This is a genomic window from Actinomadura scrupuli (assembly GCF_050971785.1).
GTDB lineage: Bacteria > Actinomycetota > Actinomycetes > Streptosporangiales > Streptosporangiaceae > Actinomadura_E > Actinomadura_E scrupuli.
Map to the genome: position 1 here is coordinate 331,480 of NZ_JBPCCU010000001.1, position 12,619 is coordinate 344,098.

Here is a 12,619-nt window from a genome sequence, read left to right on the forward strand (position 1 = left end):
CATCGGCCCCCTCCGCACACGCCCATCGTGAACATCTGACGCGAAGGGCGACACGCCGGGCGTCAGGCGGGGGCGGGACCGTCCGGGCTGCCAGCATGAGAGCGTGAGCGACGCGACGACCCCCAAGGCCCCCGGTGCCCCGAAGGCGGCCGTACCGTCCAAAGCCGCGCCCGCCAAGCCGGTGCCCGGCAAGCCCGTGCGTCCCAAGCCCGCGCCTGCCAAATCCGCGCCCCCCAAGCCGGTGCCGCCGAAGCCGGCGCCGCCCAGGGGTGCGGACGGGGCACGGCCGCTGGCGGTGACCGGGCTGGTGGCGGCGGCCTGGTCCATCGGCATCGGGCTGGCGGTGCTCACCACGATCACGCTCGTCGGCTGGATCGCCGCTCCGCGGACCGCTCTCGGCCCCGGGCTGCCCGGCGTCTTCCGCACGGCGGTCAACTTCTGGCTGGTGGCCCACCACGCCGGATTCTGGGTGGAGAGCGGGCGGGTGGGCCTGCTGCCGCTCGGCCTGACCGTGCTGCCCGGGGTGCTGCTCTACCGCAGCGGCGGCTGGATGATCCGGGCCGCCGAGATCCAGGCCCGCCGTCGCATCGGGGTCATCCACGTGGCGCTCGGCCTGGCCGGGCCGTACGCGGCTCTGGCGGCTCTGCTGGCCCTCGCCGTCCGCTCCCCGGTGGTCCGGCCGTCGGCCTGGCAGGCCCTGGTGGTGTGCTTCATGCTGGCCTTCGTGGCGGGCGGTCTGGGAGCGGCCCGGGCGCTGGTGGCCACCCGGGGCAAGGTCCGGTCGGGGCTGGGCGCGCTGCTCCGGCTGCTGCCCGAACGGCCGAGGTCGATGGTCATGGGAGTGGTCGCCTCCACCGCGGTGCTGCTCGGATCCGGGGCCGTCCTGGTCGGCATCTCACTGGCCGTGCGCTTCAACGACGTGAAGGACCTCTACGACCTGCTCGCGCCGGGGGTGGTGGGCGGCATCCTGCTGCTGCTCGTCGAGCTGGTCTATCTGCCCAACGTGGTGATCTGGGGCATGGCCTACACCATCGGCCCGGGCTTCTCGGTCGGCGCGGGCACCACCGTCTCGCCGACCGGGGTGCTGCTCGGGGCGGTCCCCGCCTTCCCGCCGCTGGCCGCGCTGCCCGAGCCGGGGCCCGCGCCCGCCCTGTCACTGATCGCGCTCGCCATGCCGTTCGTGGCCGGGGCCGCCGGGGGAGTGCTCACGATCCGCTCCATGCCCAGTCCGGTGTACGAGGCCGCGCCGCTGTGGGGGTTCTTGTCGGGTGCGCTGACCGGTTGCCTCACCGCCGTGCTGGCGGCGCTGGCGGGTGGCCCGCTGGGCGGGGGCCGGATGATCACCATGGGACCCTCCGCCTGGCAGGTCGGGCTGATGGCGGCGCTGGAGGTGGGCGTCTCGGCCGCCATCGCCGCATGGATCACCAACTGGGCGCTGCTGCGGCGGCCGGCCCCGGCCGAGGGGGCCGAGCGGGCCGACACCACGCAGATCGGCACCGCGCAGGCCGACACGACGCAGGCCGACCCGGCCATGCCCGAGACCGGAACCGAGCCGGAGACCGCCAGGGCCGAGACCGGCGCCAAGGCCAGAACCGAGGGCAGGGCCACCGGCGGGAGCGCGACCGGGACCGGGTCGGGGACCACCACCCGGGGCGGGATCTGGAGCCGGCTGAGACGACGGCGCAGGGCTGCGGCCGAGCCGGCCCCGCCGCCGGTGCGGGAGCCCCAGGCGGCCGCGCGGCCGGCTCCGGCGCCCTCCCGGCTGCAGTTCGTCGATCCGGAGCCGGTGCTGGCGCCGCGCAGGCAGCCGCGTCCGGTCCGGTTCGACGAGGACGGCGATGACGAGGGAGGACTGCCGGACTGGGTCTCGGAGACGCCCCCGCCCAGTGGCCAGTCAGACGATCAGGGCGCGACCATCCATGTGCTGCGGCCGGAGCAGCCCGACCGCGACCGGTGAGGCGTCGATCGGTGAGACGTCGACCGGTGAGGCGTCGATCGGTCAGGCATCCGCCGGTGAGGCGTCACAGGTAGCTGCTGCCCTTGAAGCTGCCCTTCGGCAGGTGCAGCTTCTTCTCGAAGTCCCGCGCGAAGGCGTCCTTGCACTCGTGCTCGTCGCTGATCGTGTTGGCCGCGGACATGCACTTGCTGTAGGTCTGCAGCTCGTTCCAGAAGAAGATCTGGAAGGCCATCCCGATGATGGAGATCACCAGGGCGATCGACGCCAGCACGATGCCGGGCACCGCGCCGGGTGCCCGGGACCGGGTCCGCCGCGCCGCACGCAGCGTACGGATGCCCACGTAGAGGGCGACGACGGCCATCACCACGCCCAGGTAGGCGACGATGATCGCCATGACCATCGCGACGATCCCGAGCCACAGCGCGCGGCGGCCCGTCCGGGTGACCTGAGGATCGCCCTCGGGGCCCGGCTGGAGCGTCTGCATGGGATTGGTGCCCTGCCCCGCCTCTTTCTCGCCCGGAGCGTCAAGTTGCTCGCCCGGAGCGTCAAGCCGCACCCGCGGTTCCTGCCCCGGCTCCTCACTCACCCTGATTGCTCCCCACGTCGAATCGGTCTGCGGTGTCGCGTGAACTGCGCCGGAGCAGTGCCGATAGGCTTTCTGTACTCGTCCATCGCAAGGGAGTCACGGTGTCCGCCCGGCTTGTCGTGCTCGTCTCCGGCGCGGGGACCAACCTACAGGCGCTGCTCGACGCGTGCGCAGATCCAGCCTACGGTGCGCGGATCGTCGCCGTCGGCGCGGACCGTCATGACATCGAGGGGCTCGCCCGTGCGGAGCGGGCCGGGCTGCCGACCTTCGTGGTGCGGGTCGCCGATCACGCCACCCGCGCGGACTGGGACGCGGCCCTGACCGAGGCCGTCACGGCCCACCGGCCCGACCTGGTCGTCTCGGCCGGCTTCATGAAGATCCTCGGCAAGAGCTTCCTGGACCGGTTCGGCGGCCGTACGGTCAACACCCACCCGGCGCTGCTGCCCTCCTTCCCCGGCGCCCACGCGGTCCGGGACACGCTGGCGTACGGCGCCAAGCTGAGCGGCTGCACGGTGCACTTCGTCGACGACGGGGTGGACACCGGGCCGATCATCGCCCAGGAGGCGGTGCCGGTCCGTGACGAGGACGACGAGAGCTCGCTGCACGAGCGGATCAAGGCCGTGGAGAATCCGCTGTTCGTGCGGACCGTGGGTCGCCTGGCCCGCGAGGGATGGACGTTTGACGACCGGAAGGTGAGGATCGGCAAGTGAGCCGTATCGGGATCAAGCGGGCGCTGATCAGCGTGTACGACAAGACGGGGCTCGAGGAGCTCGCCCAGGGGCTGCACGCCGCGGGTGTCGAGATCGTGTCCACCGGGTCGACCGCGGAGCGCATCGCCTCGGCGGGGGTCCCCGTCATGCGGGTGGAGAAGCTCACCGGCTTCCCCGAGTGCCTGGACGGCCGGGTCAAGACCCTGCACCCGAAGGTGCACGCGGGCCTGCTCGCCGACCGGCGCAAGGACGATCACCTGCAGCAGCTCGAGGACCTGCACGTCGAGCCCTTCGACCTGGCGATCGTGAACCTCTACCCCTTCACCGCCACCGTCGCCTCCGGCGCCGATCCGGACGAGTGCGTCGAGCAGATCGACATCGGCGGGCCCACGATGGTGCGGGCCGCCGCCAAGAACCACGCCTCCGTCGCCGTCGTCGTCGATCCGGCCTCGTACGACGCCGTGCTCACGGCCGTGCGGGCGGGCGGCTTCACCCTGGAGGAGCGCCGCCGGCTGGCGGCGCTGGCCTTCGCCCACACCGCGTCGTACGACGTCGCGGTCGCCTCCTGGTTCGCCAATGTGCACGCCCCGGACGAGACCGCCGCCGAGGCGCAGTGGCCGGACTTCCTGGGCGCGACCTGGCAGCGCTCGGCGGTGCTGCGGTACGGCGAGAACCCGCACCAGCGGGCCGCGCTGTACACCGACTCCGGCCGGCCGGCGGCCTCGGCGCTGGCGGACGCCGAACAGCTGCACGGCAAGGAGATGTCGTACAACAACTACGTCGACTCCGACGCGGCCCGGCGGGCGGCCTACGACTTCGCCGACCCCTGTGTGGCGATCATCAAGCACGCCAACCCGTGCGGGATCGCGATCGGGGCGGACGTCGCCGAGGCGCACCGCAGGGCGCACGCCTGTGACCCCGTCTCCGCCTACGGCGGGGTGATCGCGGTCAACCGGCCGGTCACCGGGGAGATGGCCGCCCAGGTCGCCGACATCTTCACCGAGGTCGTCGTCGCCCCGGACTTCGAGCCCGAGGCGGTCCGGATCCTCACGCAGAAGAAGAACATCCGGCTGCTGCGCTGCCCCGAGGGCCCGGCGAACACCGCCGAGTTCCGGCGCATCGACGGCGGCCTGCTGCTGCAGACCGTGGACCGGGTGGACGCCCCCGGCGACGACCCCGACGGCTGGGAGCTGAAGGCCGGCCAGGCCGCCGACGAGGCGACCCTGCGCGACCTGGCCTTCGCCTGGAAGGCGTGCCGCTCGGTCAAGTCGAACGCGATCCTGCTGGCCGCCGGCGGGGCCACGGTCGGCGTCGGCATGGGCCAGGTCAACCGGGTCGACTCGGCCCGGCTGGCGGTGTCCCGTGCGGGCGAGCGGGCCGCTTCCTCGGTGGGTGCCTCGGACGCGTACTTCCCGTTCCCGGACGGCCTGGAGGTGCTCACCTCGGCGGGGGTGCGCGCCATCGTGGAGCCCGGCGGCTCGATCCGTGACGACGAGGTCATCGCCGCCGCGGAGAAGGCCGGCATCACCCTCTACTTCACCGGGGTCCGGCACTTCTTCCACTAACTCCGGCCGGTGGATGGGGCCGGTGGTAGGCCGGGCGGACGCGGCCTGGGCGGGCGCGCGTCGCCTGGCCGGGCGCACGCGGCCTGGCCGGTACGGGACGCCGTGCAGAGCCGTGTTTCCGCTGGCAGACCACCGGCAACCGGCGCGCGCTCGATGGCAGTAAGCTGCCGTTTTTGCTGATCATGGGAGGTTTGGCGGGATTCTGCTGATAATCTCGCGGAGGTCATGCAGTCCCGCTCATGACTTCCCGTAGGTGATCGTTCGCTGGCCGGCCGAGGGCCGCCCGCGGCGATTTCGTCTTCCGTGTCCCGGATCCGTACCCCCCTCTGGAGTGCCGTCCGGCGCGCCCGACCCGAGGAGCCGCAGTGGAGATCCTGCTGGCCTATGTCCTGCAGACCTCGACCTCCCTCAACCAGGTGAGGCCCCTGATCGGCCTGGCGGCGGGCATCCTGGCCGCCATCCTCGCCTCCTACGCGAGCTGGCACGTCACCGACCGGCTGATCGCCTGGCGGCAGCGCCCCGAAGAGGACTGATCCAGGCGCCCGTAATCGGGTGACACCTCGTGTTCACTGCGTTTAGTACGACTTATTGTCTCTGGTCCGCTTTCGGAGACAGAGGTTGATTCCGTACTCTCTCCGGGAATCCACGTGAACTGGGGGAGTCAGATGAGCCAGTGGCAGGGTCCGCCTTCCGGCCCCGATCCGCAGGACCCGTACGGGCAGAATCCCTACGGGCCGCCTCCGCAGGGACCCTACGGACCCGAGCAGCCGGGCCAGGGCCAGTACGGCCCCGGACCTGGCCCGGGACCGGGACCTGGTCCTGGCCCACAGGGACCGTACGGTGCCAATCCGTACGGCGCGCCGCAGCAGCAGTACCCGCCACCGCCGCGGAACTCCAACGCGGCGATCTTCTGGGTGATCGGCATCGTCGCCGTCGTCGCCGTGCTCGGGGTCGTCGTCACCGCGGCGGTCCTGCTCTCCTCGGACGGCGGCAAGGCCGGCCCGGCGGCGCGGACGTTCTCGCTGCCGACGGTGACCACCCTTCCCACACAGCCGACCTACACCCCCGACCCCTACACGCCGGCGCCCACCGCCCCGGCCGGGCCGACCGACCTCAGCGGGGTCCTCTCGCCCACGGTCAAGGCCGCGCTGCGCGGCAACACCTACACGCGGCTGAGCACCCGGAACGGTTCCTGCACGTCGTACGCGAACGCGGCGCTGCGCAAGGCGCTGAAGGCCCATCCGTGCTCGGCCCCGGTCACCGGGGCCCTGTACACCAACCCCGGCAAGTCGGTCCGGGTGAGCATCTACATCATGCAGTTCGACAGCAGCACGGACGCCCGCGCGATCAGTAACGCCACCAACTCGCAGGCCTCCCCGCCGCTGATCAACCCTCCGCGGAGCGGGGTCGGATACTGGACGCTCAGCCGGACGCAGGGCTCCCGCGTGGTCTACGCGGTCGCCTGCCGGACCGACGGTGGCGCGGTCGGCAGCAGCACCGGCGTGGTCAACTCCGCGGCCCGGGAGCTGGGCGTCGAGATCGCCAACGTCCTGCTGTTCAAGACGTGAGTCTGAGCAGACCCGGCACCGGGGAGGATCGGGCCCGGCGGACCGGGCCCTGAGAAGGCGGCCGGAGCCGGATCGGATCCCGGACGGGACCTGAGACAATGGGGGTTGTGAGCGCACAGATCCTGGATGGCAAGGCCACCGCAGCGGCAATCCGTTCCGACCTCAAGAAGCGGGTCGCCGCTCTGCGGGAGCGTGGAGTCGGGGTCGGGCTGGGCACCGTGCTGGTGGGCGACGACCCGGGCAGCCACGCGTACGTCGGGATGAAGCACCGTGACTGCGCCGAGGTCGGCATCGAGAGCATCCGGCGCGACCTGCCGGCCGACGCCACCCAGCAGGACGTGGAGCGGGCCGTCGCCGAGCTGAACGCCGACCCCGCCTGCACCGGCTACATCGTCCAGCTGCCGCTGCCCAAGGGGCTGGACGAGCAGCGGGTGCTGGAGCTGATCGATCCCCTCAAGGACGCCGACGGGCTGCACCCGATCAACCTCGGCCGGCTCACCCTGATGCAGCCGGGCCCGCTGCCCTGCACGCCCAAGGGCATCGTGCACCTGCTGCGGGCCTACGAGGTCCCGCTGAACGGCGCCGAGGTCACCATCATCGGGCGCGGCATCACCGTCGGCCGGGCGCTCGGCCTGCTGCTCGCCCGCCGCACCGAGAACGCGACCGTCACCCTCTGCCACACCGGCACCAGGGACCTCGCCGCGCACACCAGGACCGCCGACATCGTCGTGGCGGCGGCCGGGGTGCCCGGCCTGATCACCGCCGACATGGTGCGGCCCGGTGCGGCGGTGCTGGACGTGGGCGTCTCCCGGGTGGACGGCAAGCTGACCGGCGACGTCGCCCCCGAGGTCAACGAGGTTGCCGGGTGGGTCGCCCCCAACCCCGGCGGCGTGGGCCCCATGACCAGGGCCATGCTGCTGTCCAACGTCGTGGAAAGCGCCGAGCACTCCGCGCACTCGTGAGGTGACTCACGGAGTGCCGGCTGGTGGCCCGGGAGTCGCACCGGCAGCGCTGCCCGTGCCGGTGCGACCCCCGGACACGCTCAGCTGGCTCTGCGCCCCGCCCCCGTCGCGGGACGGCCTTGAGCCGGTGCGTGGCCGGACGCCGGTGCGGGCACCGGTGTGCGGCCGGCGGCGGGCGTACGGCCGGGAAGGGGCGCACGCCCTGAGGTTGGTGCCGGATGGCGAAGCTCGCCGGTCGTCCTGCCCTCCGCCGGCGGGCGGCCCTGCTGGGGAACGTGCACCGGCGGCAGCGGCCGCACGAGCCCCATCGCGATCACTTCGTTGGCGAGCCGGGTGCGCCGGTTGGCCCCCTCCGGGATCCGGAACTTCTGATAGAGCCGCAGCAGGTGCTGTTTGACCGCGGCTTCGGTGACGACCAGATCGGTGGCGATGTCCCGCGCCGTCGCCGGGGCGACGAACGCCTCGTCGGACAGCGCGGGCCTGCACAGCGAGGTCAGCACATCGACCTCCCGGCGGGTGAGCTCGGGTGCGACCGCCCGCCGCAGTTCGACGTCCGGGTCGACCTCCTCCCGGGGGATGCCCCCCAGCCGACAGCGGGATGTGCCGAAGCTGACGACATCCCCGTCCTCCAGCACTCGGCGGGCGATCGGGCGCCCGTTGACCCGGGTGCCGTTGCGAGACAGACCCATGTCCACGACGTAGACATATGGACCGCGCCGCACGATCTCGGCATGCAACCGGGACACACTCGGGTCTTCGAGACGGACGTCCACTCCGCGACCTCGTCCGACCGTCGTGACATCGGGGCGCAGCGGCATCACCGTGCCACTGTCCTCGATCCGTATGAACGGCCCCTCCACGGCGGTTCCTCCCAGCTAGTTAGCGACCCCTGTCTGCACGGTTACCCGGCCGCGACTGGGTCACACCCACCTACCGGCGGGTAGGACCGACGGCACAGGGGATTCGTCGCCCCGGAATTCGTCCCGGATCGCGCCGGAAGGGCCGCCGGCGACTCGCCGGAGGCCCCGGAGGAGCGCGGGCCCGGTGATCCACACGAGCGCGCCCCGGCCGCTCGCGGATACACTCCATGGTCGACAGTCGGAAGGAAACACATGGCCCCCACCTCACCGTCCAAGGGCCTTGCCGATGTCGTCGCCGCGTCGACAGCGCTCAGCGACATCGACGGAAAGGCCGGTCGGCTCTTCTACCGCGGATACGACATCCACGACCTCGCCGGCAAGATCAGCTTTGAGGAGTGCGTCCACCTGCTCCAGCGGGGGAGCCTCCCGACCCGGCGCGACCTCGACGCGCTCACCGCCGAGCTGGCCGCCGGACGCGAGCTCAACAGCCTGGTCGTCGACAACATCGACGAGATCGCGCGCTACCAGAGCCCGATGGAGGCGCTGCGCACGTTCGTCTCGCTGGCCAGTGCCCAGGACCCGGACAAGGCCGCCAACGACCACGACGCCAATCTGCGCAAGGCGGCCCGGCTCGCCGCCCAGCAGCCCGTCCTCGTCGCCCGCTACCACGCGGCGCGCCAGGGGATCAGCGCCCCCGACCCGGACCCCGGCCTGGGGATCGCCGGCAACTTCCTGCTGCAGATCACCGGCACCGCGCCGAGCCCGCGGCAGGCCCAGATCTTCGGTGAATGCCTGGTGCTGCACGCCGACCACACCATGAACGCCTCCACGTTCGCCGCCCGGGTGTGCGCCGCGACGCTGTCCGACATGCACTCGGCGATCTGCGCGGCGATCGGCACGCTCAAGGGCGCGCTGCACGGCGGCGCCAACGAGCAGGTCATGCGGACCCTCGAGTCCATCGGCTCGCTCGCCGACGTCGACGCGGCCGTACGGGCGAAGCTCTCCGCCGGAGAGAAGATCATGGGATTCGGCCACCGGGTCTACAAGACCGAGGACCCGCGGGCGACGCACCTGCGGCAGATGTCCCAGGAGCTCGCGGAGGCGAGCGGCGACGAGACCTACTTCCGCATGTCCAAGCGGATGGAGGAGATCGTCCTGGCGGAGAAGGGCCTGTATCCCAACGTCGACTTCTACGCCGCGAGCGTCTACCACTACCTCGGCATCCCGACGGACCTGTTCACCCCGGTGTTCTCGGTCAGCAGGATGGCGGGCTGGACGGCGCACGTGATCGAGCAGCACGCCGACAACCGGCTGATCCGCCCGGACAGCGAGTACATCGGCGAGCGCGACCAGAAGTGGACGCCGATCGGCGAGCGGGACGGGGACGGGTGACCGAGCCGCAGGTACGCCGCAGGAGGCGCAGGGCGCCCCAGCGCCACGGGATGGCCGGGTGGCTGGCCCAGCTGCCCTATGTCCTGGTGCTGTGCGGGGTGGCCGCCGGGCTGGTGCTGGTCGCGCTGAACCACTTCAAGCGCGGGTCGGTGCTGCTGGCGGCGGCGGCCCTGCTGGGCGCGCTGGCCAGGCTGGTGCTCTCCGACCGGCAGGTCGGCATGCTCGCCACCCGCAAGAAGGGCACGGACGTACTGATCATGGTCGCCTTCGCGATCGGAATCGCCGTGGTCGCCTGGGTGGTCCCGCCGCCGAGATGACCCGCGAAGATCTCGCAGGCCAGGGCCTTGAGTACCCGATGCCCTTGTTTGCGTGTTCAATGAGTAGCGGAGCCCAGGTCTAGACCTTTTCCTGGGCTCGGATAGCCTCGCAGTGAGCCTTTACAAAGGACTGCTGGCCGGTGGTAGGAAAGGGACAGCAACGGCATGCCCAAGATCAAAGTAGTGGGTCCCGTCGTCGAACTCGACGGCGACGAGATGACCCGGATCATCTGGCAGTTCATCAAGGACCAGTTGATCCTCCCGTACCTGGACGTGGATCTGAAGTACTACGACCTCGGTATGGAGCATCGGGACGCGACCGACGACCAGGTCACGATCGACGCCGCCAACGCCATCAAGCAGTACGGCGTGGGCGTCAAGTGCGCGACCATCACCCCCGACGAGGCCAGGGTGGAGGAGTTCGGCCTCAAGAAGATGTGGCGCTCCCCCAATGGAACGATCCGCAACATCCTCGGTGGTGTGGTGTTCCGTGAGCCGATCGTCGTCTCCAACGTGCCCAAGCTGGTGCCCGGATGGACCAAGCCGATCATCATCGGCAGGCACGCCCACGGTGACCAGTACCGCGCCTCCGACTTCGTGGTCCCCGGCCCCGGCACGGTGACCATCTCCTACGTCCCCGAGGACGGCGGTCAGCCCATCGAGATGGAGGTCGCGAAGTTCCACGGCGGCGGCGTCGCGATGGGCATGTACAACTTCGACGACTCCATCCGGGACTTCGCGCGCGCCACGATGCGGTACGCGCTGGACCGGAAGTACCCCCTGTACATGTCGACGAAGAACACCATCCTCAAGGCCTACGACGGCCGGTTCAAGGACCTCTTCGCGGAGATCTTCGAGGCGGAGTTCAAGGCCGAGTTCGACGCGGCCGGCCTGACCTACGAGCACCGGCTCATCGACGACATGGTCGCCGCGGCGCTCAAGTGGGAGGGCGGGTTCGTCTGGGCGACCAAGAACTACGACGGTGACGTGCAGTCCGACATCGTGGCCCAGGGCTTCGGCTCGCTCGGCCTCATGACGTCGGTGCTCATGACCCCCGACGGCAAGACCGTCGAGGCGGAGGCCGCCCACGGCACGGTGACGCGGCACTTCCGGCAGCACCAGCAGGGCAAGCCGACCTCGACCAACCCGATCGCGTCGATCTTCGCTTGGACGCGGGGCCTGGCGCACCGCGGCAAGCTCGACAACACCCCCGAGGTCACCGCGTTCGCCGAAACCCTCGAGCAGGTCTGCGTCGAGACCGTCGAGAACGGTCAGATGACCAAGGACCTGGCTCTGCTGGTCGGGCCCGACCAGTCCTGGCTGACCACCCAGGAGTTCCTGCACGCTCTGGACGTCAACCTCCAGAAGAAGATCTCCGAGTCCGCCTGAGGCGAGTCCGCCTGAGGCGGGTGCGCCCACCGCGGGTGCGCCCCGTACGGCGAGAGATGTGACGAAGGCCGCCCCGGAGTCTCCGGGGCGGCCTTCGCGCGTACGGAGTACGGTCGGGTGCGGGCGGCCCGAGCGGCTGAGACGGCCGGTACGAGTCGTACCTGCCGGACCCGGTGCGGAGACCTCGCGATAGCCTGGCAGCCGATTATCTCGACGACGAGAGATCATTCGCACCGGCTCACCACCCCGGAGTCCCTCGGGCACCGAGCTCGATCACGTACCAGCAGGAGAACGCAATGACCGTCAACGTCACCGTCACCGGTGCGGCAGGCCAGATCGGCTACGCACTGCTCTTCCGCATCGCGTCGGGCCAGCTCCTCGGCCCGGACACTCCGGTGCGCCTGCGCCTGCTGGAGATCCCGCAGGCGGTCAAGGCCGCCGAGGGCACCGCGATGGAGCTCGACGACTGTGCCTTCCCGCTGCTGCAGGGCATCGACATCTTCGACGACGCCACCAAGGCGTTCGAGGGCACCAACGTCGCGCTGCTCGTCGGCGCCCGCCCCCGCACCAAGGGCATGGAACGCGGTGACCTCCTGGAGGCCAACGGCGGCATCTTCAAGCCCCAGGGCGAGGCGATCAACGCCGGTGCCGCCGACGACATCCGGGTGCTGGTGGTCGGCAACCCCGCCAACACCAACGCCCTCATCGCCCAGCAGCACGCCCCGGACGTACCGGCCGAGCGGTTCACCGCGATGACCCGCCTCGACCACAACCGCGCGCTGGCCCAGCTGTCGAAGAAGGCCGGCGTGCCGGTCTCGGCCATCAGGAAGCTGACCATCTGGGGCAACCACTCCGCGACCCAGTACCCCGACATCTTCCACGCCGAGATCAACGGCAAGAACGCCGCCGAGGCCGTGAACGACCAGGAATGGCTGGCCGGCACGTTCATCCCGACCGTGGCCAAGCGCGGCGCCGCCATCATCGAGGCGCGCGGCGCCTCCAGCGCGGCCAGCGCGGCGAGCGCCGCGATCGACCACGTGCACACCTGGGTCAACGGCACCGCCGAGGGCGACTGGACCTCCATGGCGGTCGTCTCCGACGGCTCCTACGGAGTGCCCGAGGGCCTGATCTCCTCCTTCCCGGTCACCACCTCCGGCGGCTCCTGGGAGATCGTCCAGGGCCTCGAGATCGACGGCTTCTCCCGTGGCCTGATCGACGCCTCCGTCGCCGAGCTGTCCGAGGAGCGCGAGGCGGTCCGCAAGCTCGGCCTGATCTGAGCCCCGAGCGCAACGGCCACCGGCCCTCCAGGGGGG

At 71.1% G+C, this 12,619-nt stretch carries 12 protein-coding genes; 10 read left to right on the top strand and 2 right to left on the bottom strand.

What is annotated here, in order from left to right:
* Positions 1-103 precede the first annotated feature (103 nt).
* The gene (locus ACRYCC_RS01645; protein ID WP_433807893.1) at positions 104-1,957 is read left to right on the top strand and encodes a cell division protein PerM; all 1,854 of its coding nucleotides are present in this window, start codon (positions 104-106) and stop codon (positions 1,955-1,957) included.
* Positions 1,958-2,021: 64 nt separating this feature from the next.
* Here the strand turns inward: ACRYCC_RS01645 and ACRYCC_RS01650 are convergent, their stop codons facing one another.
* Complete coding sequence (locus ACRYCC_RS01650) at positions 2,022-2,543, bottom strand: hypothetical protein (RefSeq protein WP_433807895.1); 522 nt, start codon at positions 2,541-2,543, stop codon at positions 2,022-2,024.
* Between the two features lie 101 nt (positions 2,544-2,644).
* Between ACRYCC_RS01650 and purN the strand changes: the two genes are divergently transcribed.
* The 5 genes from purN to ACRYCC_RS01675 all read left to right on the top strand — a co-directional run bounded on the left by purN (position 2,645) and on the right by ACRYCC_RS01675 (position 7,348).
* On the top strand, positions 2,645-3,253 hold the full coding sequence (gene purN / locus ACRYCC_RS01655; protein ID WP_433807897.1) for a phosphoribosylglycinamide formyltransferase: 609 nt from the start codon (positions 2,645-2,647) through the stop codon (positions 3,251-3,253).
* Positions 3,250-4,818, top strand: a complete 1,569-nt coding sequence (purH, locus tag ACRYCC_RS01660) for a bifunctional phosphoribosylaminoimidazolecarboxamide formyltransferase/IMP cyclohydrolase (protein WP_433807899.1) — start codon at positions 3,250-3,252, stop codon at positions 4,816-4,818. The genes purN and purH overlap by 4 nt, the downstream gene beginning before the upstream one ends.
* Before the next feature lie 365 nt (positions 4,819-5,183).
* The gene (locus ACRYCC_RS01665; RefSeq protein WP_433807901.1) at positions 5,184-5,351 is read left to right on the top strand and encodes a hypothetical protein; all 168 of its coding nucleotides are present in this window, start codon (positions 5,184-5,186) and stop codon (positions 5,349-5,351) included.
* Positions 5,352-5,483: 132 nt separating this feature from the next.
* Positions 5,484-6,386 (top strand): hypothetical protein, encoded by a 903-nt coding sequence (locus ACRYCC_RS01670; RefSeq protein ID WP_433807903.1) that lies wholly within the window; start codon positions 5,484-5,486, stop codon positions 6,384-6,386.
* Between the two features lie 107 nt (positions 6,387-6,493).
* A complete protein-coding gene (locus ACRYCC_RS01675; protein WP_433807905.1) occupies positions 6,494-7,348 on the top strand; it encodes a bifunctional methylenetetrahydrofolate dehydrogenase/methenyltetrahydrofolate cyclohydrolase in 855 nt (284 codons plus the stop codon).
* 80 nt (positions 7,349-7,428) lie between these two features.
* On the opposite strand, the gene ACRYCC_RS01680 is transcribed toward ACRYCC_RS01675, so the two are convergent.
* The gene (locus ACRYCC_RS01680; RefSeq protein ID WP_433807907.1) at positions 7,429-8,208 is read right to left on the bottom strand and encodes an FHA domain-containing protein; all 780 of its coding nucleotides are present in this window, start codon (positions 8,206-8,208) and stop codon (positions 7,429-7,431) included.
* Positions 8,209-8,460: 252 nt separating this feature from the next.
* Between ACRYCC_RS01680 and ACRYCC_RS01685 the strand changes: the two genes are divergently transcribed.
* The 4 genes from ACRYCC_RS01685 to ACRYCC_RS01700 all read left to right on the top strand — a co-directional run bounded on the left by ACRYCC_RS01685 (position 8,461) and on the right by ACRYCC_RS01700 (position 12,583).
* Positions 8,461-9,600, top strand: coding sequence for a citrate/2-methylcitrate synthase (locus tag ACRYCC_RS01685; RefSeq protein WP_433807909.1), 1,140 nt, complete (start codon positions 8,461-8,463; stop codon positions 9,598-9,600).
* A complete protein-coding gene (locus ACRYCC_RS01690; RefSeq protein WP_433807911.1) occupies positions 9,597-9,917 on the top strand; it encodes a DUF3017 domain-containing protein in 321 nt (106 codons plus the stop codon). The genes ACRYCC_RS01685 and ACRYCC_RS01690 overlap by 4 nt, the downstream gene beginning before the upstream one ends.
* A 165-nt stretch (positions 9,918-10,082) precedes the next feature.
* Entirely contained in the window at positions 10,083-11,306 is a 1,224-nt protein-coding gene (locus tag ACRYCC_RS01695) for an NADP-dependent isocitrate dehydrogenase (protein WP_433807913.1), read from the top strand.
* A gap of 296 nt (positions 11,307-11,602) precedes the next feature.
* Positions 11,603-12,583: a malate dehydrogenase gene (locus tag ACRYCC_RS01700; protein WP_433807915.1), complete on the top strand. Its 981-nt coding sequence runs from the start codon at positions 11,603-11,605 to the stop codon at positions 12,581-12,583.
* Positions 12,584-12,619 lie beyond the last annotated feature (36 nt).

What these genes read in the sequence shown, in the direction of transcription:
- ACRYCC_RS01670 (WP_433807903.1), top strand. Translation starts at nt 5,484, where the DNA reads ATGAGCCAGTGGCAGGGTCCGCCTTCCGGCCCCGATCCGCAGGACCCG.
- ACRYCC_RS01695 (WP_433807913.1), top strand. Translation starts at nt 10,083, where the DNA reads ATGCCCAAGATCAAAGTAGTGGGTCCCGTCGTCGAACTCGACGGCGAC.
- ACRYCC_RS01700 (WP_433807915.1), top strand. Translation starts at nt 11,603, where the DNA reads ATGACCGTCAACGTCACCGTCACCGGTGCGGCAGGCCAGATCGGCTAC.
- ACRYCC_RS01685 (WP_433807909.1), top strand. Translation starts at nt 8,461, where the DNA reads ATGGCCCCCACCTCACCGTCCAAGGGCCTTGCCGATGTCGTCGCCGCG.